The following is a 21,760-nucleotide window of genomic DNA, read 5'->3' on the forward strand; positions in this document are numbered from 1 at the left end:
TAAGGAATTTAAACTAAGTACAAAAAAAATGATTATGATGGTTAATGCTTATGTAGTGCTCCCTTTTTCTTGTTGTATTTTTTGTAATTCTTCTATATCCGCTTTATCCTTTAATCTACCAGTGTTAAATTTCGACAATACAAGGTCGCTTAAGTGAAGGAACGGAATTTTTACGCCATCAATATCTGCAATAATTTTTCTCTGATCTGCTTGCTCAAACTCAATCATGCTAATTCTGGTCAGGAAATCTACTTTTTCCGGTTCGTCCCACATCGAAAAGACAATATGTTTTTTAAAATCTAGTTCAGCAATATGCAGTATGTCTTCTTCATCAAAGTTCATTTGTCTTAGAACATCTAACAATTTCAACTTATTTACATTATCTGGCCTTAGCCACAAATCCACATCGCCAGTGCTTCTTGCATAGCCATGAAATATTACAGAATAGCCACCAATTACAATAAAATCAACTTTCTTTAATAAAAGCTCCTTTAGTAAGCCTTGATGTTTTTCAATAAACAGGTTCATCCAGCGGTGATTATTCTAATTTTACCTGTTGCAGTTCTACTCTTTAGGTCTTCCCGACTTACTTGATATACACGTAAAATAAGTTCAACAGTATGTCTTAAACGATCAATAGGTGATTGCTTGATGATATTCTGAATTTCAGTTGCTTTAGCTTCTTCAAATGAGTCGAAAATTCGTATCCTGTCTTTTGTCTTATTCATCACAATACCATTTAGTAAAATATATACAGCTATCAGTATACTATTTGTTTTCCTGTGCCTTCAATAAACACTTATAAAACACTTCTTTTTCCGCATAACGCTTCTTAAGTTTTTCTACTTTGTTCGTTGTAATACTTCTATAGCTTTAATTAGAATCAAACGTAAATATATGTATTTCCTGAATGATATTACGGATTTTAGCCCCATATCAATTACAACCAATCCGCCAATCCCAATTTTAAGATCTCTATTAATTGCGGGTCGTTAAATTGATAGTCGTCCGGGATATTAAGTACGATGATTTTCTTTTGGCGGGCATCAAATTGTTGCCTGATGATATCGCGATGCTTATACTCCATCACAAAAATCACATCGGCCCAGTCAACCAGTTTTTGGTTGAGCTTAATGCGCGCTTTATCACTGGTACCGGCGCTGCGGGCATTATGCAGTTGATGACCTTTAAATAACAGTTCAGCAGTGGGGCTGCGCCATTGGTTTTTACTGCAGATGAAGAGAAGGTTGGGCACGGTTTTTTAAATAGACTGATCTGTAACATTAACAGATGTATGAAATTCACGGTACAGTAAAGTATATACTTTTGTTACTGAATCGTCGGTAGATGGATGTATTTTGTTTTCACTCATCTCTTATTTCCCCTTCCCCGCCATATAATCCAGTGTCAAATTACAAAGCGCCTTTACACCAAGCGTAAAGCCGCTTTCATCCAGATAAAAATCGGGCGTATGGTGCGATGGTGCCGTTAGGCTGTTGCCGCCTTTTGGCATCCCGCCTAAAAAGAAGAATATGCCGGGCACCTTTTGCTGGTAAAAGCTAAAATCTTCGGCACCGGTAACGGGTGGGCGCAGCAATACGTTTTCCTTGCCTGCGGTAGCTTCCAGCGTAGGCAGCATTTTGGCGGTTAAGGCTATATCATTAAACGTAACGGGATATTGGTTACTAAAGGGGATCTGTACCTCGGCTTTGGCGCCGTATGCTTCGGCGGTTTTGGTGGCAATACGTATTACGTTATCGGTGATCAGTTTTTCATCGGCATCGGTAAAGTAGCGTACCGTACCTTGCATTTTAACACTCTCGGGGATGATATTAAAGCGCGAGCCGCCATTTATCAACCCTATGGTAACTACAGCCGGGTTTTCGGTAACGTTGATGTTGCGGCTTACAATGCTTTGCAGGCTGCTGATAATTTGTGCCGATACCACAATTGGGTCAACACTGCTCCAGGGGTAAGCCCCATGCGCCGAGCGCCCTTTTACAATGATCTGCAGGTCTTTTACGCCTGCCATGGTACCACCCGGGCGGTAAACTATTTTACCCACCTCGGTTTGCGAGTTGATGTGCAGGCCAAATATCACATCAACCTTTGGGTTTTCCATTACGCCTTGTTTCACCATTTCTTCGGCACCGCCTTTTTCACCAAGGGGTGCACCTTCTTCGGCCGGCTGAAAAATGAATTTCACCGTACCATGCAGGTCTTTTTTCATAGACGATAGCACCTCGGCCACGGCCATCAGGATAGCCATGTGCGAATCGTGCCCGCAGGCATGCATCACACCAACTTCCTGCCCGTTATATTGTGTTTTTACTTTTGAAGCGAAGGGCAGGTTCACCCGCTCGGTAACCGGCAAGCCATCCATATCTGCACGTAGCGCAACAACAGGGCCGGGCAGGCCTCCTTTTAAGATGCCAACCACGCCGGTAGTGGCAATACCTGTTTTAACCTCGATACCTAACGATTGCAGGTGTTTGGCAATAATGCCCGATGTGCGCACCTCGCGGTTGCCCAGTTCCGGGTGCTCATGAAAATCGCGTCGCCAGGCAATTATTTTGCTTTCCAGCGCGTCGGCCTTAACGCTTATTGTTTTTTTTGAGGCGGTGTTTTGGGCAAAGCCCTGTAGAACGGAAAGACAAAAAAGAAGGGTTAAAAGCTTTTTCATTGCTGCGGGTTTAGTGCAGTAAGATAAACTTTTAACCCTAAAATATAAAATAGGATAATGTAGATGCCTGTTTATAAAATCAAATAGGCGTAACAACAGTACCGTCTACTGCCTTAACGGTAATGGTAAATATCAGTACCGAATTAGGCGGGATAGGGCCATTTGCATATTGCCCGTAAGCTAATGCCGATGGAAGTATCAATTTTAGCTTGCGCCGCGGCATCAATCGGTGGTGTTACCTCTTTTAAGCATAAAGCAAAGCCTAATGCCAATACGCTCAGTATAAATAAGTATTTTTTTATACGGGTAGCAGCTATGGGTGTTTTTTATAATTTTAATTAAAGCTTAACAAATCTATAGTAAACACCAATACTGAATTAGCCGGTATTGCTGTGCCGGGAGATTGGTTGCCGTACCCTAAGGCTGATGGAATGATTAACAGGATGCGACCGCCTTTTTTTATTTTCGGGATTCCTACTTGCCATCCCTTTATTAAATTCGATAATTGACTGGTAAGGTTGGCCGGTTGCGCAAATACACTTCCATTTAAAAGTTTGCCTGTATAATTTACGGTAACGCTACTTGTAACAATAGGGCTGGTACCCGTGCCTTCGGTTAAGACCTGGTAATATAACCCGCTGTCATCTTTTGTAGCGGTAATACTTGGGTTGGCCTTTAAATAAGCCTGGATGGCGGTTTCATCTTTTGCGGCCTGTGCAGCAGCATCAAAGGTATCTCCTTGCTTTTTGCATGATGCAAAAATGGCAACAAATAAACTTAGTATGAGTATGGTTTTTTTCATGTTATTGATAACGTGTAAACTTAAGCAGGTGATACAGTTGTTTTAATTTTTAATTCGTTTAACTGTGTATCAGCAATGGTTGATGGCGAATCGATCATCACATCGCGGCCCGAATTGTTCTTAGGGAATGCGATCACATCACGGATAGAATCGAGGCCTGCGAAGATCGATGTCAACCTGTCGAAACCGAACGCGATACCCCCGTGCGGAGGTGCGCCGTATTCAAAGGCATCCATTAAAAAGCCAAATTGCTTTTGCGCTTCTTCTTTAGAAAAACCAAGGTGCTTAAACATCAAAGCCTGTAATTCACGGTCGTGGATCCGGATAGAACCACCGCCAATTTCGGTACCGTTTATAACTAAGTCGTAGGCGTTTGCGCGTACGTTTTTAGGGTCGGTATCCAATAAGGCGATATCTTCCGGCTTAGGTGAAGTGAACGGGTGGTGCATGGCATGGAAACGCGAGGTTTCTTCGTCCCACTCCAACAGCGGGAAGTCTAACACCCAAAGTGGCGCGAATTTATTTTTATCGCGCAGGCCTAAACGTCTGCCTATCTCTAAACGCAGCTCGTTTAATTGCTTGCGTACTTTATCGGTTTCGCCGGCTAAAATTAATATCAGGTCGCCTTTTTCTGTTTCAAAAGCGGCGCTCCATTTTGCCAGTTCTTCTTCGTTATAAAATTTATCTACTGATGATTTAAGGGTGCCGTCCTCGTTATGGCGGGCGTAGATCAAACCGGTAGCGCCAATTTGCGGGCGTTTCATCCACTCGGTCAATTCGTCAATTTGTTTACGGGTATAGTTAGCGCAACCTTTAGCTTTAATACCAACAACCAGTTCGGCATTGTCAAAAATGCTGAAGCCCTTGCCTTTAACTACATCGTTCAGTTCAACAAACTCCATCCCGAAACGGGTATCGGGTTTATCTGAACCGTATAAACGCATGGCATCGGCATATTGCATACGAGGGAAATCGCCAAGCTCCAATCCTTTTATATTGCGGAACAGGTGGCGGGTTAACCCCTCAAATATATTCAGAATATCTTCCTGGGTGATGAACGACATTTCGCAGTCTATCTGGGTAAACTCCGGCTGGCGGTCGGCACGCAGGTCCTCGTCCCTAAAACATTTCACGATCTGGAAGTAACGGTCAAATCCGCTTACCATCAATAGCTGTTTAAAGGTTTGTGGCGATTGTGGCAAGGCGTAAAACTCGCCCGGGTTCATACGGCTTGGCACCACAAAATCACGCGCACCTTCTGGTGTCGATTTAATTAGCACCGGGGTTTCTACCTCTATAAAATCCAATCCATCTAAATACTTACGGATCTCTTGTGCCATTTTGTGGCGCAAAACAAGGTTGTTGCGGATAGGGTTACGGCGTAGATCTAAGTAACGGTATTTAGCGCGAAGCTCTTCGCCGCCATCGGTTTCATCCTCAATCAAGAACGGAGGGATCTTAGATGAATTTAATATTTCAAGCTCGGTTACGGTAATTTCTATTTCACCGGTTGCGATCTTGGTGTTTTTGTTAGAACGCTCTACCACGGTGCCTGTAACTTTAATTACAAACTCGCGGCCCAGCTGCTTACCGGCTTCACGCAGGTCGGCGTCGGTATCGGTATTTAAAACCAGTTGGGTTAAACCATAACGGTCGCGCACATCAATAAATGTGGTGCCGCCCAGGTCGCGCGATTTTTGAACCCAGCCGCAAAGGGTTACCGTTTCACCTAAATTGCTGATATTTAATTGTCCGCAGGTGTGTGTTCTAAGCATAATTCCTTCTTTTAAAAGTCTGCAAAAGTATGTTTTTAGACCGAAAGTCCGAAAGTCCGAAAGACAGAAAGTGTTTAAAGTACAACAATCACATGTTTTTTCTTGCGGACTTTCCCGACTTACGGCCTTGCGGACATCAAAATAACATATATATTTGCCCCATAATTCTCAAGGGGTGCCTTGCTTTGAGCAATCAAACTGAAAGACAGGCTGAGATCAAACCCATTGTTTTTTAAAAAGTTAAAAGTCAAATTAATAAGTCGCGAAGTGTGCACGCTTTAGATTTTTGATAGGCTTCCAACTTTAATAAAAGAACATGCACCTGATCCGGGTAATGCCGGCGTAGGGAGAGGTAACAAGTTAAGTGTACTGCCATGATACCCTGGTGAGCAGATGGTTTAACTAATTTTATTGTTTAACAATTTGAAAAATTTATTTGCGGCGATTATCGCCCTGCTGCTGCCTGTCTTGGCATCGGCCCAATTTTCCATCAGCGGAAAAGTAACCAACCAAGCCGGCGAAGCTTTGCCCGGTGCAACGGTAACTATTACCAACCCGGCCACCAACACCCAAACTGATGTTAAAGGCAATTACCAAATAGGCGATCTGCCCGCTGGTAATTACACCATTAAAGCCAGTTACATTGGCTACCAAATTACCACCCAAGCGGTAAATTTAACCGCTAACCTCGTTGTTAATTTCTCGCTTACTAATACTATTTTCAGTGCCGAGGAGGTAACCATTACAGCCACCCGCGCGGGCAAAAATTCGCCAACGGCATTTACCAACCTCAGCAAAAAGGACATCCAGAAAAATAACTTTGGGCAGGATCTGCCTTATATGCTGGCCCAAACCCCATCGGTTGTGGTAAGTTCTGATGGTGGTACCGGCATAGGCTATACCGGCATCCGCATCCGCGGCAGCGATGGTACACGTATCAACGTTACCGTTAACGGTATCCCGCTTAATGATGCCGAAAGCCAGGGCTCGTATTTTGTGGATCTGCCCGATCTTACTTCATCTGTAAATAACATACAGGTGCAGCGCGGCGTAGGTACATCAACCAATGGCGCGGGCGCTTTTGGCGGTAGCATCAACATACAGACTAATACCCGCAGGGATACCGGCTTTGCAGATATTAACAACACCGTAGGCTCGTACGGTACGGTAAAAAATACCGTAAGCCTGGGCACCGGTTTGTTAAACGGGCATTTTAGTTTTGATGGCCGGTTATCCAGGATCCGTTCTAACGGGTATATCGACCGTGCATCATCAAACCTGCGTTCGTTTTTTTTGAGCGGAGCTTATTACGACCAGAAGAGTACGTTAAGGCTGAATGTATTTTCGGGCGTTGAGCGTACCTACCAGGCTTGGAACGGTGTGCCCGATTATGTTATTGGCGACCCAACCCGCAAGGATAGCCGCACCTATAATGAACTTGGCCTGATGCCCGACGGCACGTTTTATAAAGACCAGGTGGATAACTACCAGCAGAACCATTACCAGTTATTATACGATAGAAAATTAACCGATAAGCTGGCCTTTAGCGGCGCGCTTCACTATACTAAAGGCTTTGGTTATTACGAGGAATTTAAAGCAGACCAGGCTGTAACCAAATATAAATTAACACCGGTTGTTGTTGGCGGTACGCCTATTACCCATACAGATCTTGCGCGCCGCCTGTGGTTAAATAATGATTTTTACGGCGTTACATACGCTTTAAAATACCAGGCACAAAGTAACCTGAACTTTACACTTGGTGGTGCATATAACCGCTACACCGGTGCGCACTATGGAAATATCATTTACACCGCGCAAAGCGCAGGGATTACACCAAACTATGAGTACTACCGCGATAACGCCAAAAAAACCGACTTCAACATTTTTGGTCGCGGCGAATACAAATTGGGTGATGTAACCCTGTTTGCGGATCTGCAATACCGCCGGATCGATTATTCCTTCTTAGGTTTCGACAGAAATTTGAATAATGTGCAGCAGGACGCCAAGCTGAATTTCTTTAATCCAAAAGCTGGCATCACTTACGAAATAGACGAGCATAACAATGTTTACGCATCATTCGCTGTGGGTAACCACGAACCTAACCGGGATGATTACACCAACTCTACCCCGGCCAGCAGGCCCAAGCCGGAGAACCTTAAAGATTTTGAGGCCGGTTACCGTACCAGCGGCGATGTATTTAAAGGGGGTGTAAACCTGTTTTATATGTTATATAAAAACCAGCTGATATTAACCGGGGCCCTAAACGATGTAGGTTCGGCAACGCGCATCAATGTGGACGATAGCTACAGAGCAGGTATTGAGGTTGACGGCCGCGTGAAGATCACCCAACAATTAAGCTGGGCGGCAAATGCCACTGTAAGCACAAATAAGATCAAAAACCTAAGCCGCACCCTGGCCAGTTATGATGGCGACTATAACCCGTTAACCCCGGTAACGCAAATATTTAAAAAGACTGATATCGCGTATTCTCCTTCATTAATAGTAGGTAGCGAAATAGCATATTCGCCAATACCAAATGGCAGCATCGCCTTTGTAAGCAAGTATGTAAGCAGGCAATTTTTAGATAATACGGGCAACGTTAACCCAACAGGTATCAGTACCTCGCCGGATGTTGCCAATAACCCATACGCCGTTAACCGGTTGCTGAAAGCCTACTTTGTTAATGATGTAAGGCTTAGCTATAACATCCATACCAAAGCCATTAAAAACATTGGTTTAGGCTTACTGGTAAACAACATATTCAGTAAAAAGTACGAGGCCAATGGCGCTACCTATCCCGAGGTGGATAGCGGCGTACTGGTTAATTATAACTACTACTTCCCGCAGGCGCCGCGCAACTTTTTGGCATCTGTTAGCTTAAGTTTTTAAGTTATGCAAAGTTGGGCAGACTTGTTTATAAACCAGGTAAAAGCAACTTCCTTACTGGAATGGACAGCCGTTATTTTAGGCGTGGCCGAAGTGCTGCTGGCAAAAGCAAATAAAGTGTGGCTATACCCAACGGGTATAGCCGCTACTTTAATATCCATATACCTGTTGCTCAACTTCGGGCTTTATGCCGAGTGCCTGCTTAACGGTTACTATGTAGTCATGAGCTTTTACGGTTGGTACTACTGGATAAAAAAGAAAAACGAACCGCCTGTAAAAGTAAGTTACGCCAACCGGCAGGAGTGGATAATTACCTTGCTTATTGTATTTGTAGGATGGGGCGTTTTATACCTTATCCTCGTAAAATTCACACCATCTACAGTCCCTGTTTGGGATGCATGGGTATCATCGACCGCTTGGGCAGGCATGTGGCTTTTAGCAAGGCGAAAAATAGAGAACTGGGTGTTGCTGAACGTAAGCAACCTGTTTGCTATCCCGCTGCTTTATCATAAAAACCTGGCCATGTTTGCTGTGCTAACGCTGATATTGTTCATCGTAGCTATCTTCGGTTATATTGAGTGGAGAAGAATAATCAGAAAGGAAGCTATAAATGCCGGTTAATATAGAGCATCCATCAGCATTACTAAAGCCCGGGTGGGTAGAAACCATCCGCAAGAACGCGCCTGAGGCCGAAAAACTTGGCAAGCTACATCCTGCGCAATTAGAGCTGGTTTACCAGCAACAATGGTTTAACTTGCTCTCGCCCAAACAATACGGCGGACTGGAAACCCCTTTACCCAAACTCATCAAAACAGAAGAAGCCTTGGCCTGGGCCGATGGCAGCCTGGGTTGGGTTGTTACCTTATGCTGTGGCGCGGGTTGGTTTGGCGGTTTTATCGATCCAAACATCGCGCAGCAGATTTATAGCGACAAGCAAGCGTGCCTTGCAGGTAGTGGCGCACCTACGGGTACAGCCACAATTAGCGGAGAGGGTTACATAATTACCGGTAGTTGGAAATACGCTAGCGGGGTGCACCATGCCACCTATATTACGGTTAACTGCAATATCATAGATGGCGATAAGCCCATTTTAGATACGGACGGCAACCAATTGATCTTGCCGTTTGTATTAGACAGAAAAGATGTGCAGCTACTGTCCGGCTGGAAATACATAGGGATGATAGCTACCGGCAGCGATGCCTACTCGGTTAGCGATTTATACGTGGATAAAAGCCGTTGCTTTAAAATAGACGCTAATGCCGCGGTGATCTATTCACTACTTTATACCTATCCATTTCTGCAACTGGCCGAGGCTACCCTTGCCGCAAACCTATCTGGTTTGGCGGTACATTTTATCGACCTTTGCAAGCCCGCTTTCGACTTTAAAGCGACCAACATCCGCCGGGTAGACGCCGCCAATATTTTGGTGATGGATGAAGCTTTACAATTGGCCACTGAATTGCTTAATCAAGCAAGGGCAACCTTTTTTGATGCCGTAGAAACATCGTGGAACAATCCGCAGGACGAGGCGTTGTTAAAAGAGGTAAGTAATACCAGCCGGGTATTAGCGAAAATAGCCCGTGAAAGCGTTGACGAACTTTTCCCTTATTGCGGCTTACTGGCAGCATCGCCCGATACCGAAATTAACCGCGTTTGGCGCGATCTGCATACGGCCAGCCAGCACAGTTTGCTTACGTTTTTAGATTAGGCCTCATCCCAACCCTTCTCCTTTGGAGAAGGGCTAAAAAAGCACAAAGTTCAATGATTTAGGTGGGGCTACTTACTTTTAATTATATGGTAACGCAAATATCACATTGTTTGTAAATTGCATTTGTGATATTTGCGTTTTAACATCTACCCTCATGAAGATAAAAGTACTGCTTACGTTAACGTTTGCTATCGCTGTATTTAGCTTATCCGCACAAAACAAAAAAACAACCGTTCCAGCTTCAACTACACTTCCTCGCCCTAAGTTAATGGTAGGTTTGGTGGTAGACCAAATGCGCTGGGATTACCTGTACCGCTATTACGACCGCTACCAAACAGGTGGTTTTAAACGGATGCTGAACGAGGGCTTTACTTGCGAGAACACACTTATTCCATATATTCCAACTGTTACTGCCGCTGGCCACACCTGTATTTACACAGGGTCGGTACCCGCTATACATGGTATTGCAGGGAATGATTTTGTGGTTCAAGCTACCGGTAAAACGATGTATTGCACGGATGATAGCACGGTAGTGGCAGTAGGCAGTAACTCCATAGCCGGTAAAATGTCGCCACGCAATATGCTGGCAAGCACCGTTACAGATGAATTAAGATTAGCTACAAATTTCCGGTCGAAAGTTATAGGCATAGCGCTAAAAGACCGCGGCGGAATTTTGCCCGGCGGCCATGCGGCAAACGCGGCTTACTGGTTTGATGATGCCAATGGTGCTTGGATCAGTAGCACTTATTACATGACCGAGTTGCCTGCCTGGGTTAAAGCGTATAACGCCACCAAACCGGCCGAGGCTTACCTGAAAAAGGACTGGAATACCCTTTACCCGATAAATACTTACGTGCAAAGCGCGCCGGATAACAGCCCGCGGTACGAGGGTAAATTTAGCGGTGCCGAAACCCCTACCTTCCCGATTAAAACATCCGAATTGTATAAAGGCAAAGCCGGCATGATCCGCTCTACCCCTTATGGCAACAGCATGACCCTGGACCTGGCGAAGGCCGCTATCGAAAACGAAAAACTTGGCGCAGGTTCGGTGACCGATTTCCTGGCCGTGAGCCTTTCGTCGACAGATTACATTGGTCACCAGTTTGGCCCTAACTCGGTTGAGGTGGAAGACACCTACCTGCGTTTGGATAAAGACCTTGCAGCGTTCTTTACTTATTTGGATGGAAAACTGGGTAAGGGTAACTACAGTGTGTTTTTAAGTGCCGACCATGGCGCGGCGCATAACCCAAACTATTTAATTGACCACAACATCCCTGCAGGTGTTTGGAACGAGGGCAGCGTGCTTACGCGATTAAACAAAATGCTGGAGGAGAAATACAAGGTAAAAAACCTGGTTATAAACCTTGGCAATTATCAGGTTAACTTTAACAATACCGCCATTAAAAAAGAAAACCTGAGCAGCGACGCTTTAATATTTGAAACCATCCAGTTTTTACAGCAGGAGCCCGAGATTGCTTACGCGGTTGATATGCAGCGCGTTCAATTGGCAACCATCCCCGAAGACCTTCGCGCTCGCATCCAGAACGGGTACAGTGCCGAGCATAGTGGTACTATCCAGATCATCCTGAAACCGGGATGGTACAGTGGCCACGGCCAAACAGGCACCACCCACGGCACCTGGAACCCGTACGACGCGCACATCCCATTGGTATTTATGGGCTGGGGTATCAAACATGGCAGCCTAACCCGCGAAACCCACATGACGGATATTGCCGCGACCATTGCCCAGCTATTACACATCCAGGCACCAAATGGCAATGTTGGTACTGCTATTGGCGAAGTGCTGAAGTAGGTTTAGTCAGAAAGACCGGAAGTAGGAAAGACCGAAAGTCAGAATGACGGAAATGTTGTGTTACATTTATAAACTATTACCGCCGGTTAGCCCGGTGGTTTTTACTTGCGGACTTACGGACTTTCCGACTTACGGACTAAAATCATGAAAAAATACATCTCCAAATTCCATTACCTTACGCAGGACCTGCCCAACCGTACGCACATTGAGCAAGCCCAAACGGCCTGCGAGGCAGGGGCGAACTGGCTGCAGTACCGGTGCATGAGTAAAGGCGATGAGGAGATGATTGCCGAACTGCACCAGATAGCCTCCATTTGCGATGACTGGGGCGCAACGCTGATCCTTGCTAACCATTACCACCTGCTTGATAAGGTAGATGCGCAAGGCGTACACATCGAAGACCTAAATGCAGATTTCGCTGCAATCCGCGAAGCGATAACTGATGAAAAAACGTTAGGCGCATCGGCCACAAATATGGAGGGATTATTAAGGATCCAAAACAGCGGCGTGGTAGATTATTGCGGTTACGGCCCGTTCGCACACACCACTACTAAAGCTAATGATAAACCTTTATTAGGTTACGAAGGCTACCGCCAGTTAGCACAACACCCTATTGACATCCCCGTAATTGCTGTGGGCGGTGTGCAACTGAAAGATATTGACTTACTGATGCAAACCGGTGTGTACGGCATCGCGGTTTCATCGGCAGTAAACCTATCGCCTGATCCGGGTGCTATGGTTAAGGAGATTTACAGGAAGATCTATTAAGTCACTTTGTTAAGACGCGAAGTATCGGTAACTATATACCAGTTTACACTGAATAGCCGAACTTTTTTGAATAAAACATCATCTAATTCTTTTAATTAATTTATTTAATATTCGCATAAATCAAATTAGTTCTATATTTGTTACGTTTTTATAAAGCAATAAATCGTTTTGGATATATCAGTACACAATTTCAATCTGCGGAGAAGTGTAAATTTAGGCGTTTTATTACTTTGCTACTAACTAATCAATATTAAACGTGCAGTTGTATCTCACTGTTTAGTCTCTTGATGTGGTTAATTGCGAATAAAGCGTTTAGATTGTGCAAATATTATGACTTACTCCGCAAACTCTATATCTGATTTTTTTATTTCTCAAGCGATAGCTGCCGGAGAGACAATTTCGCCCGTGAAGCTCCAAAAACTGGTGTATTATTCGCAAGCTTGGAATTTCACCATTTTTGACAGAGTTTTATTTGATGAAAGAATAGAAGCGTGGACACACGGGCCTGTCGTGAAATCCGTATATGAACGTTTTAAGGAATTTCCGATGTACTCTGCTATTGACACATATTCACTGGAATTAAGCGATGTTAATTTTGACGATGAATCGTTTGCTATATTAAGTGATGTTAATTCAATATATGGCGAACATAGCGGTAAATATTTAGAAGATTTAACCCATAATGAAGATCCTTGGCTAAATGCAAGAATAGGTGTTCCCTCTTATTTAGCTTGCAATAATGAGATTACCTTAAAATCAATGAAGGAGTATTATTCCAAATTAAGTGGCGCAAAATAATAATCAAAGAAGAAGCCTAATTCTTACATCTGCATCTCATAATAGCGCCACAACAAACTTTATTGATAAGAATGCAGCGGTTATGCAAGGCTGGAAAAAAGAGGGTAACATCGCCAACATTTTTTTATCCATTAGATTTGTGCAAAAAGATTTTGAATGTTTTAGCGAATGGCAAAAAGATGAAATGGGTTTGTTTTGGGATTTTAACGACCGTATACACCAAAGTACCTGGACTCAAGTTTATGCCCAATCTGGAAAAACAGACAAATCTGGTTTGGCAATTACCCCAATTAAAAAATCTCAATATCCCCATAATGATTTTGTTAAAAAATTAAGTCAAGATGTTGATTTATTTGAACTTAGAGTAAGCCAAAAAATTAGGGTTCATGGATTTCGTGATGGAGCAATATTGTATTTGTGTTTTTTAGATAGAAATCATAAAATTTGCCCTTAAAACCTGCCTTCTTGTAGTATAATACGGATATACTCTATACTTTCTTTATTCCCCTTTTTTAGGACTGTAATTTAAAGCCATTTTAAGCTTATCGTTGAAGTTAGATAGATTTTTGACTCCCGAATCGGTTGAGTTAATCCTTTCTAAAAATTCTTCTTTTGGCGGGGTATTAATAGTTTCTATAAAATCAAATAAACTCGTTTGTTGAGGTGTTTCTTTTTGTGCCTTAGCAGTAAGATTTAGCGACTGTTGCTTTTTTAATCGAACAGCTCGCTGTGTACGGAGATTAGGAAAAGCAATAGCTATATTCTGTTTAAACTTTTCAAGATTTATAGAGGCCTTCATTATACCTAATACCGATATAACATGATCTTGCAAATTTTTGTACCCAAAATCATTAAACATTTGATGATGATGTTTAATCCCGCCCGGATATGGGTTATTTTCTCTTAAATGGTCTGCAATATCTGGATCTAATGTATCATAAATAAAGTTCATTACATATTTTCCAAACCGTTTAGGATATGGAACGGTTTGAGCGGGCGGCGTTTTGCCTTCCAATTTATATAGTTGCAGAAAAAACTGTCGAGGAAATGTTAGTGCCCATGCCCTATATTCCTCTTGAAGATAAGCTTTAAATTTTTCTTGTATTTCATTGGCTTTCCTGAAATATTGAAAGCCTGTTACTTCGTCTACAATTGCATCAATTCCGGTTTTTGCACAAGCTGATATAAATAACTCCGCTTGTTCTGCTAATTTAGCTTGGGATGGATGTAAGTCACCAACTTGGCGGGCCTTTAAATATGCATTACATATATCAACCAAATCGCTTGCTTGGATGCCATGTGCTGGGTTTCCTGTGCCCGCCTTGAAAATCAGCTTGTTACGCTCTTTATCACCATCAATTGACTTAAATTTGTCAGGTAAATAGGCCTGTATGGCCCGCGCATCTAAATATCTATTTAAGTTTCCGCTTTCTCTGCCGCCACTGATAAATTTCACTACCTCTCTCTGCGATAATACCCGCATTTCGTTATTCAACACATAACATGGCAATTCAAACTCTCCAAGTTTTATTATACCTGTATATACCGCTTCTAATTCCATTATTTCATTAATTGATTATAGGTTAAACGATTGGTGCAATTTGAAAGTAGTGAATTGAAACGGATTAAGTTAGTAGTTTTTCTGCTATTGTAACGAAAAACAAATTCATCTGTATATTTCTGAATGTGCTTTGGAGATATGTTATGATAGATACCAATAACCATTCTATCAAACAAAGAAAAACAACCCTCTATATTATTAGTGTAGTATATGCCATCACGGCCGTATTCTTTTTTGCCATGATCAACAACCGCGTGGTGGGCAAAAGATTGACCTACCTTTAAGTATGTATTGGCTGTGTCGGTCATTAATACCGATTCGGTATCTACATTGGCTCTTACTAAGTCAGGGATGAAGTCAGACGGCTTTACAGGCTGCATACGCAAGTTACCACCACGCTCTATAAATCCAATAATTGTGGTTTTGTTATCGCCTTGAATAGCCCTGTCTTCTCTAATAGATTTGCGTTTTTTGTTACTCATATTCTTAGCCTTGCCACCGTGTATTGTTTCGTCAACCTCTACAACTACGCCCGAACCACCAAGTTTATTATTATTGTCTATTTCTGTTTCAGCCGCATCAATACCGAAACAGTTTCTAATACGCTGTAACATAAACCAAGCTGTTTTTTGAGTTACGTTTAAGTCACGGCCTAATTGAAGTGATGAGATGCCTTTTTTATGGCCTGTAATAAGATATATTGCAATGAACCAAGTCTGTAATTCAACTTTAGTATTATCGAATAGAGTGGATGTACGCACGTTAAAATACTTACCTGTGTTTTTGCATTTGTAACCACGTGCAGTAGTATAAACTTTAGAAGTTTCATCAAATGGGCTAACTACATTGCCGTTCCAACGTAATTGCTCTAAATGGCTAATACAAGTTTGCTCGTCAGGGAACGCCTTGATTAACTCTCTTATTGATTTAAACTCTATATTTATCATTGCCTTTTGATTACAATGTAAATATAGAAGTTAATTACACCAATTCCAAATTAAATCGTAAATATTTGGTGTAAAGTAGTATATAGTTACCGAAGTATCGCGTCTTAACGCGGATTTTTTGTAGAGGCGCGATACTTCGCGCCTTATGCATTATCCCTATACGCCACATAAACATGCTCATCCATCACCTCCCCGGCTTTAACCACCGTTTGTTTTAATACGCCCTGCTCAACATAACGGGCCTTTTCCAACAGCCGCATAGATGCCTTGTTTTTACCGAAGATGAACGCCAGGATGCAAATAATATCAAAGTTTTTGAAGGCGTATTCGGTCAACAATTTAACCGCTTCGGTAGCGATGCCGCGGCCTCAATATTCCTCGCTAAGCCAGTAGCCAATCAGCGGAGATTTCCGGTAAACATCAGCCCTAAATTCTAAACTTATTCCACCGGCAACTTCACCGTTTATTTCTATAGCAAAGTTGGTAGCGGTTAGCTTGCTGATCATGAGATCGATAAAAGCTTCCGCATCATCCAAAGAATATGGCGACGGGAATCTGTCCAATAAATAAGCCGGCACGTTTGGATTATTGGCGTGTTTTTGCAGGGCAAGGGCATCCGCAAGGCGGAACGGGCGCAGTATAAATTGGCTTCCTTTTATTTCCATTTGTAACAATCCAAACGTTAAAAATAGTAATAGTAACTAAACTGCTAAATTGCAGCGCCTAACAGCATTTTGTGATATGAAAACACGCTTTACCTTGTTTTTCCTTTGCCTCGGTTTTGCCGCATCAGCCCAAACCCTTGGTCCGCTTACTGTAGAAAAAATTATGCGCGACCCAAAATGGATGGGCACATCGCCAAGCAATATCCGCTGGAGCGACGACAGCAAAAAGATCTATTTTAACTGGAACCCAAACAAAGCCGAGCGCGATGAGCTTTTCTGCATCACCACTAATAACACAAAACCGCAAAAGGCGAGTACTACCGAGCGCCGCGACATGGTGCCCGAGAACGGCAAATGGAACAAAGCCCGAACATTAAAAACTTTTGAGGAAGACGGCGATATCTACCTATGGCAGGCAGGCAGCGGTAAAATTGTACAGCTAACCCACACCACAGGCCGCGAAAGCAACCCAACCTTTACCGGCGATGAAGGCAGCATTGTTTACACCTACGATAATAACCTTTACCAGCTTAAGCGAAGCAAAGGCGAACTTACCCAGCTAACCAATTTTGTAAAAGCCACATCCGCAGAAAAGAAACCCGCAAAAGATACCGAGCAATCCCGCTGGCTTAAAAAGCAGCAAGCAGAAATGTTTGATATTGTTAAAGTAAACGACAAAGACCGCAAGCTGGATTCGGCAGAGCGTGCGCAAGATAAACCTGTTAAATTAAAAGAGATAGCTTTTGGCGATAAGCGTTTGAACGGCGTACAGCTTAGTCCGGATGGCAGGTATATAACCTACAGGCTGATCCAGGCGGCAGAAGTGGCAAGGGCGGGCATCGTGCCCAACTATGTAACCTCATCCGGCTATACCGAAGATATCCCTAACCGTACCAAGGTGGGTGCCCCACAGTCTACATCAGAGAGTTTTATTTTCGATACGCAACGCGACAGTGTTTATGCCATTGCCACCAAAGACATCCCCGGTATAAAAGATATCCCCGCGTTTTACAGCGATTACCCTAAGGAATTAGAAGCCCTAAAAAAGGCAAATACCGACCGAAAAGTGGACATAACCGCCCCTTATTGGAGCCCCGATGGTAAGTATGCGGTTGTAAATGTAGAATCGCAGGATAACAAGGACCGCTGGCTGATGAAACTTGATACCGCGACAGGCAAACTAACCTTATTAGACCGCCAGCACGACGATGCCTGGATAGGCGGCCCCGGTACCGGCGGCTTCTTTGCCGATGGCAGCCTGGGCTGGGCAGATAACACCCACTTCTATTTCCAGAGCGAAGCGAGCGGTTACTCGCACCTATACATGGCCGATGTAATGAGCGGAGAGAAAAAGCAACTAACTTCAGGCAAATGGGAAGTACAAACCCTGCATCTGTCGAACGATAAAAAGACCTTTTATTTTACTGCCAATATCGAGCATCCCGGTGTAACGCATTTCTACCGCATCCCGGTTACGGGTGGCGCACCTGTTAAAATCACCTCGATGAAGGGGGGTAACGAGACCTACCTTTCGCCCGATGAAAAATGGCTGGCTATCCGATATTCATACTCCAACAAGCCTTGGGAACTGTACATGCAGCCAAACAAGCCCGGTGCAAAAGCAGTGCAGGTAACCAATTCGGTTACAGAAGAATTTAAATCGTACCCATGGAAACAGCCGGAGGTGATCAGCTTTAAAAATCGTTATGGCAAGGATATTTATGCCCGTTTATATCAGCCTAAAAACCCGGATCCGGCAAAACCGGCGGTAGTATTTGTGCATGGCGCAGGCTATCTGCAAAACGTGCATTATTGGTGGAGCAGCTATTTCCGCGAATATATGTTCAACAACATGCTGGTTGATAATGGTTACACCGTGCTGGATATTGATTATACAGCAAGCTCGGGCTATGGCCGCGACATTCGTACCGGCATTTACCGCCACATGGGCGGTGCCGATTTGACCGACCAGGTGGATGGCGTAAAATTATTAGTCGATAAATATGGTGTAAACCCCAAGAATGTTGGTTTATACGGCGGCTCGTATGGCGGTTTCATTACGCTGATGGCGATGTTTACCCAGCAGGATGTTTTTGCATCGGGCGCGGCATTACGTTCGGTAACCGATTGGGCGCATTATAACCACGGCTATACCTCCAACATCCTTAACGAACCGTTTAATGATGAGAAAGCCTATCGCCAAAGTTCACCCATTTACTTTGCCGACGGCCTAAAAGGCCGCCTGCTAATGCTGCATGGTATGGTAGACCAGAACGTGAACTTCCAGGATATTGTAAGGTTAAGCCAGCGCCTAATAGAATTGCACAAAGAGAACTGGGAACTTGCGCCATATCCTGTAGAAGACCACGGCTTTATACAGCCCAGCAGCTGGACGGATGAGTATAAACGAATTTATAAGTTGTTTGAGGAAACGTTGAAGGGTAAGTAATTTATCCTTTCTTTCTTTTTAGTTCAATGAAATTTACGAACCACCTGCTGTATACAATCATGCAGTAACCTATTGTTACCTTTAAAACGGCAAAAACAAGCCATGAGAAAGTGGGGTCTTTAAGAAATTGAACATCTTTGTTCACCTCAAAAAACCTTAAAAGATTAGAGGCAAGAGTGGGGATGCCATCTAAAAACATTAAGCCGCCTAAAATGATAACGACTATTTTTACAAGCTGCGAACGGTGAATGTTTAACTGTAAAAGTTTATCGTCTTCCTCACTATTTAATTGAACGGATTTGATAAGCCAATCTGTTTTAAACAGACACAATAGCGCTATCAGCTGAATAACCAAAGCCTGCAAGATATATACCCACATAGCGGTATTACGTTGTGTATATTGGTCTGGGCTGTACATTGATTGTATTATACTGAAGTAGCCGGGAGTGAGTTCAATAAATTGCCATAACGTATATAAGCCAGCCAGTTTAACAATAATGGTCCATAAGGATTTAGAGGTCATAATATAATTGTTTCGTCCAATTTCTGTTTAATTTTGAACATTGCCAAAAAAAGCGTCATCATAAGAATGAATAAATTAACTATTCTGCTTTTGCTTTGCCTTGCTGCCTGTACCCCCGCCAAGCACCCCGCAGCAGTGCAGCTATCAGTTATCAACAACGGCAAATCCATTCAATTTAAAGGGCTGGATTATGTGGTGATGCAGGATATAGCCCGTGATAGCGATAAAAATGTTTGGCAAAACCTGGTGCCGGTTTACCGTATGCCTGCCGATACGGATATGAAGAATTACCAGCCCGTGCAACCGGGGCGCTACCAGTTAAAAGACAGCGCGTTTGTTTTTACACCCGATACCCCATTTATAAAAGGGCAAACTTACTTTGTACGCAACTATCGCCTGGGCGAGGGTGCCACGCTGATGGATTACATAAAAGGCCACTCCCAACCCGGTAAAGTGCATTTTATCGATTTGATTTTTAAGCAATAAGCTTGCTAAAATCAAAAAGATATCTTACATTTGCATCTGAATTAAAAAAGAGGGGGCATTTGTCCCCTCTTTTATTTTATCAATCAAATTATCAACCGCCCTGTTAGCTATCGGGGGCAACCGGTAAAAACATACGATAATGAATATTGAAAAAAGAACAATTGAGCTGGTAGAGGAAAAGATTGCCGATATGCCAAACTTGTTTTTGGTGGATGTTAAAATGCATTCGAACGGCAGCCTTATAGTACTGGTTGATGGGGATAACGGGATAGGGATTGCGGATTGTGTTGCCATAAGCAGGCATGTAGGCTTTCACCTCGAAGAAGAGAACGTGGTAGATACCCCATACAACCTGGAAGTTTCATCGCCGGGTATCGATACACCGCTAACGCTAAAAAGGCAATATGCTAAAAACATAGGCCGCACGTTAGCTATAAAGATGGACGACGGTATAAAACGAGAAGGCATATTGAAAGAGGCCGGCGACGGCCACATTGTAATAGAAGAAACAATAAAAGAAAAAGGGAAAAAGGCTGTAACTGTTGAAAGCACTATCCCGACAGATAAAATAACAGAAACAAAAGTTTTAATATCATTCAAGTAGAAGATGAGCAATATTAATTTAATTGATTCTTTTCAGGAATTTAAAGATTTCAAGAACATTGACCGCCCAACCATGATGAGCGTTCTGGAAGACGTTTTCAGAAGCATGATCAGGAAAAAATACGGCACAGATGAAAATTGTGACGTTATCGTTAACACCGATAATGGTGACTTAGAGATTTGGCGCACACGTACGGTTGTTGAGGATGGTTTTAGTGAAGATGATGACCTGGAGGTTGAATTGGCCGAAGCCAAAACAATTGATGCCGACCTTGAAATTGGCGACGAGCAAATTGAGCAGGTTACTTTAGAGAGCTTTGGCCGCAGGGCTATCCTTGCTGCCCGCCAAACCCTGGTATCTAAAATTTTAGAACTGGAGAAAGACGAGATCTTTAAGAAATATAAAGACCGCGTTGGCGAGATTGTTACCGGCGAGGTTTACCAGGTTTGGAAAAAAGAAACTTTGGTATTAGATGATGAAGGCAACGAACTTTTATTACCAAAAACCGAGCAGATACCGGCCGATTACTTTAAAAAAGGTGATAGTGTTAGGGCGATAATCAGCAAGGTTGATATGTTAAATAGCAACCCTAAAATTATTATATCACGTACCGCGCCAGAGTTTTTACAGCGTTTATTTGAGATGGAAGTTCCCGAGATCTTCGACGGACTGATCACCATCAAGAAAATTGTTCGCGAACCGGGCGAGAGGGCTAAAGTTGCTGTTGAATCTTATGATGACCGTATCGATCCTGTTGGTGCCTGCGTGGGTATGAAAGGTTCACGTATCCATGGTATCGTTCGCGAGTTGAAGAACGAGAACATAGATGTAATAAACTTTACCAATAATATCCAGTTATACATCCAGCGTGCATTATCGCCTGCCAAAATCACTTCTATTAAGTTAGATGATGAGAAAAAGACAGCTGCAGTGTACTTAAAGCCAGACCAGGTATCATTAGCTATTGGCCGTGGCGGCCATAACATTAAACTGGCAGGTAAATTGACAGGGTATGAAATTGATGTTTACCGCGAGGCTGATGAGCATGACGAGGATGTGGATATCGAAGAATTCTCAGATGAGATCGATAGCTGGATACTTGACGAATTTAAACGCATTGGGCTTGATACCGCGAAATCTGTATTGGCACTTTCTGTGGGCGAATTGGTTAAACGTACCGATCTTGAAGAAGAAACAATAAAAGAAGTTTTATCAGTTCTGCAGGCAGAATTTGAATAAACGTAGAAACAAGAATTAAAATCGTATTTTTGCGATAATTAGCAGAGAAAATT

The 21,760-nt window shown here is 43.2% G+C and carries 21 protein-coding genes and 1 pseudogene; 11 read left to right on the top strand and 11 right to left on the bottom strand.

What is annotated here, in order from left to right:
- Window positions 1-48: 48 nt before the first annotated feature.
- The 7 genes from RHM67_RS02000 to aspS form a co-directional block, all read right to left on the bottom strand.
- Window positions 49-528 carry a nucleotidyltransferase gene (locus RHM67_RS02000; protein WP_252758799.1) on the bottom strand — a complete coding sequence of 160 codons (480 nt, stop codon included), beginning with the start codon at window positions 526-528 and terminating at the stop codon, window positions 49-51.
- The gene (locus RHM67_RS02005) at window positions 525-728 is read right to left on the bottom strand and encodes a hypothetical protein (protein ID WP_252758800.1); all 204 of its coding nucleotides are present in this window, start codon (window positions 726-728) and stop codon (window positions 525-527) included. Before RHM67_RS02005 ends, RHM67_RS02000 begins: the two co-directional genes overlap by 4 nt.
- Before the next feature lie 212 nt (window positions 729-940).
- Window positions 941-1,255, bottom strand: coding sequence for a protein tyrosine phosphatase (locus tag RHM67_RS02010; RefSeq protein WP_322230142.1), 315 nt, complete (start codon window positions 1,253-1,255; stop codon window positions 941-943).
- Window positions 1,256-1,375: 120 nt separating this feature from the next.
- On the bottom strand, window positions 1,376-2,683 hold the full coding sequence (locus tag RHM67_RS02015) for an amidohydrolase (protein WP_322230145.1): 1,308 nt from the start codon (window positions 2,681-2,683) through the stop codon (window positions 1,376-1,378).
- A 79-nt stretch (window positions 2,684-2,762) separates the two neighbouring features.
- Window positions 2,763-2,906, bottom strand: a complete 144-nt coding sequence (locus tag RHM67_RS02020) for an FKBP-type peptidyl-prolyl cis-trans isomerase (RefSeq protein ID WP_322230148.1) — start codon at window positions 2,904-2,906, stop codon at window positions 2,763-2,765.
- Between the two features lie 111 nt (window positions 2,907-3,017).
- A complete protein-coding gene (locus RHM67_RS02025; protein ID WP_322230151.1) occupies window positions 3,018-3,485 on the bottom strand; it encodes an FKBP-type peptidyl-prolyl cis-trans isomerase in 468 nt (155 codons plus the stop codon).
- A gap of 20 nt (window positions 3,486-3,505) precedes the next feature.
- Window positions 3,506-5,260 (bottom strand): aspartate--tRNA ligase, encoded by a 1,755-nt coding sequence (gene aspS, locus RHM67_RS02030; protein ID WP_322230154.1) that lies wholly within the window; start codon window positions 5,258-5,260, stop codon window positions 3,506-3,508.
- Between the two features lie 423 nt (window positions 5,261-5,683).
- Here aspS and RHM67_RS02035 point away from each other — a divergent pair, with 423 nt between their 5' ends.
- The 7 genes from RHM67_RS02035 (at window position 5,684) to RHM67_RS02065 (ending at window position 13,687) form a co-directional block, all read left to right on the top strand.
- The gene (locus RHM67_RS02035) at window positions 5,684-8,149 is read left to right on the top strand and encodes a TonB-dependent receptor (protein ID WP_322230156.1); all 2,466 of its coding nucleotides are present in this window, start codon (window positions 5,684-5,686) and stop codon (window positions 8,147-8,149) included.
- A gap of 3 nt (window positions 8,150-8,152) precedes the next feature.
- Window positions 8,153-8,767, top strand: a complete 615-nt coding sequence (pnuC, locus tag RHM67_RS02040) for a nicotinamide riboside transporter PnuC (protein ID WP_322230158.1) — start codon at window positions 8,153-8,155, stop codon at window positions 8,765-8,767.
- Entirely contained in the window at window positions 8,757-9,854 is a 1,098-nt protein-coding gene (locus tag RHM67_RS02045; protein ID WP_322230161.1) for an acyl-CoA dehydrogenase, read from the top strand. Before pnuC ends, RHM67_RS02045 begins: the two co-directional genes overlap by 11 nt.
- A 154-nt stretch (window positions 9,855-10,008) precedes the next feature.
- Window positions 10,009-11,667, top strand: a complete 1,659-nt coding sequence (gene pafA / locus RHM67_RS02050) for an alkaline phosphatase PafA (RefSeq protein WP_322230162.1) — start codon at window positions 10,009-10,011, stop codon at window positions 11,665-11,667.
- Between the two features lie 144 nt (window positions 11,668-11,811).
- Entirely contained in the window at window positions 11,812-12,435 is a 624-nt protein-coding gene (locus RHM67_RS02055) for a thiamine phosphate synthase (protein WP_322230164.1), read from the top strand.
- A 330-nt stretch (window positions 12,436-12,765) separates the two neighbouring features.
- Complete coding sequence (locus RHM67_RS02060; protein ID WP_322230166.1) at window positions 12,766-13,233, top strand: Panacea domain-containing protein; 468 nt, start codon at window positions 12,766-12,768, stop codon at window positions 13,231-13,233.
- Window positions 13,220-13,687, top strand: coding sequence for a hypothetical protein (locus RHM67_RS02065; RefSeq protein ID WP_322230169.1), 468 nt, complete (start codon window positions 13,220-13,222; stop codon window positions 13,685-13,687). The genes RHM67_RS02060 and RHM67_RS02065 overlap by 14 nt, the downstream gene beginning before the upstream one ends.
- Window positions 13,688-13,732: 45 nt before the next feature.
- On the opposite strand, the gene RHM67_RS02070 is transcribed toward RHM67_RS02065, so the two are convergent.
- From RHM67_RS02070 to RHM67_RS02080, 3 genes and pseudogenes are all read right to left on the bottom strand, one after another.
- Window positions 13,733-14,794 (bottom strand): P63C domain-containing protein, encoded by a 1,062-nt coding sequence (locus RHM67_RS02070; RefSeq protein ID WP_322230171.1) that lies wholly within the window; start codon window positions 14,792-14,794, stop codon window positions 13,733-13,735.
- Window positions 14,794-15,741 (bottom strand): IS1595 family transposase, encoded by a 948-nt coding sequence (locus RHM67_RS02075; RefSeq protein ID WP_322230173.1) that lies wholly within the window; start codon window positions 15,739-15,741, stop codon window positions 14,794-14,796. Before RHM67_RS02075 ends, RHM67_RS02070 begins: the two co-directional genes overlap by 1 nt.
- A 143-nt stretch (window positions 15,742-15,884) precedes the next feature.
- Window positions 15,885-16,406 (bottom strand): annotated as a pseudogene (locus RHM67_RS02080) (GNAT family N-acetyltransferase).
- A gap of 76 nt (window positions 16,407-16,482) precedes the next feature.
- Here RHM67_RS02080 and RHM67_RS02085 point away from each other — a divergent pair.
- Window positions 16,483-18,855, top strand: a complete 2,373-nt coding sequence (locus RHM67_RS02085; protein ID WP_322230176.1) for a S9 family peptidase — start codon at window positions 16,483-16,485, stop codon at window positions 18,853-18,855.
- Between the two features lies 1 nt (window position 18,856).
- On the opposite strand, the gene RHM67_RS02090 is transcribed toward RHM67_RS02085, so the two are convergent.
- Window positions 18,857-19,378, bottom strand: coding sequence for a hypothetical protein (locus tag RHM67_RS02090; protein ID WP_322230179.1), 522 nt, complete (start codon window positions 19,376-19,378; stop codon window positions 18,857-18,859).
- A gap of 66 nt (window positions 19,379-19,444) precedes the next feature.
- On the opposite strand from RHM67_RS02090, the gene RHM67_RS02095 reads away from it, so the two are divergent.
- The 3 genes from RHM67_RS02095 to nusA all read left to right on the top strand — a co-directional run bounded on the left by RHM67_RS02095 (window position 19,445) and on the right by nusA (window position 21,707).
- Window positions 19,445-19,864 carry a hypothetical protein gene (locus RHM67_RS02095; RefSeq protein WP_322230182.1) on the top strand — a complete coding sequence of 140 codons (420 nt, stop codon included), beginning with the start codon at window positions 19,445-19,447 and terminating at the stop codon, window positions 19,862-19,864.
- A 139-nt stretch (window positions 19,865-20,003) separates the two neighbouring features.
- Complete coding sequence (rimP, locus tag RHM67_RS02100; RefSeq protein ID WP_322230183.1) at window positions 20,004-20,468, top strand: ribosome assembly cofactor RimP; 465 nt, start codon at window positions 20,004-20,006, stop codon at window positions 20,466-20,468.
- Window positions 20,469-20,471: 3 nt separating this feature from the next.
- On the top strand, window positions 20,472-21,707 hold the full coding sequence (nusA, locus tag RHM67_RS02105) for a transcription termination factor NusA (protein WP_252758816.1): 1,236 nt from the start codon (window positions 20,472-20,474) through the stop codon (window positions 21,705-21,707).
- The last annotated feature ends 53 nt before the right edge of the window (window positions 21,708-21,760 follow it).

It is taken from the genome of Mucilaginibacter sp. 5C4, assembly GCF_034345625.1.
Lineage (GTDB): Bacteria > Bacteroidota > Bacteroidia > Sphingobacteriales > Sphingobacteriaceae > Mucilaginibacter > Mucilaginibacter aurantiaciroseus.

Coding starts and splice junctions, on each gene's coding strand:
- RHM67_RS02000 (WP_252758799.1), bottom strand. CDS start 528: ATGAACCTGTTTATTGAAAAACATCAAGGCTTACTAAAGGAGCTTTTA.
- RHM67_RS02005 (WP_252758800.1), bottom strand. CDS start 728: ATGAATAAGACAAAAGACAGGATACGAATTTTCGACTCATTTGAAGAA.
- RHM67_RS02015 (WP_322230145.1), bottom strand. CDS start 2,683: ATGAAAAAGCTTTTAACCCTTCTTTTTTGTCTTTCCGTTCTACAGGGC.
- RHM67_RS02020 (WP_322230148.1), bottom strand. CDS start 2,906: ATGCCGCGGCGCAAGCTAAAATTGATACTTCCATCGGCATTAGCTTAC.
- RHM67_RS02025 (WP_322230151.1), bottom strand. CDS start 3,485: ATGAAAAAAACCATACTCATACTAAGTTTATTTGTTGCCATTTTTGCA.
- aspS (WP_322230154.1), bottom strand. CDS start 5,260: ATGCTTAGAACACACACCTGCGGACAATTAAATATCAGCAATTTAGGT.
- pnuC (WP_322230158.1), top strand. CDS start 8,153: ATGCAAAGTTGGGCAGACTTGTTTATAAACCAGGTAAAAGCAACTTCC.
- RHM67_RS02045 (WP_322230161.1), top strand. CDS start 8,757: ATGCCGGTTAATATAGAGCATCCATCAGCATTACTAAAGCCCGGGTGG.
- pafA (WP_322230162.1), top strand. CDS start 10,009: ATGAAGATAAAAGTACTGCTTACGTTAACGTTTGCTATCGCTGTATTT.
- RHM67_RS02055 (WP_322230164.1), top strand. CDS start 11,812: ATGAAAAAATACATCTCCAAATTCCATTACCTTACGCAGGACCTGCCC.
- RHM67_RS02060 (WP_322230166.1), top strand. CDS start 12,766: ATGACTTACTCCGCAAACTCTATATCTGATTTTTTTATTTCTCAAGCG.
- RHM67_RS02070 (WP_322230171.1), bottom strand. CDS start 14,794: ATGGAATTAGAAGCGGTATATACAGGTATAATAAAACTTGGAGAGTTT.
- RHM67_RS02075 (WP_322230173.1), bottom strand. CDS start 15,741: ATGATAAATATAGAGTTTAAATCAATAAGAGAGTTAATCAAGGCGTTC.
- RHM67_RS02085 (WP_322230176.1), top strand. CDS start 16,483: ATGAAAACACGCTTTACCTTGTTTTTCCTTTGCCTCGGTTTTGCCGCA.
- RHM67_RS02090 (WP_322230179.1), bottom strand. CDS start 19,378: ATGACCTCTAAATCCTTATGGACCATTATTGTTAAACTGGCTGGCTTA.
- RHM67_RS02095 (WP_322230182.1), top strand. CDS start 19,445: ATGAATAAATTAACTATTCTGCTTTTGCTTTGCCTTGCTGCCTGTACC.
- rimP (WP_322230183.1), top strand. CDS start 20,004: ATGAATATTGAAAAAAGAACAATTGAGCTGGTAGAGGAAAAGATTGCC.
- nusA (WP_252758816.1), top strand. CDS start 20,472: ATGAGCAATATTAATTTAATTGATTCTTTTCAGGAATTTAAAGATTTC.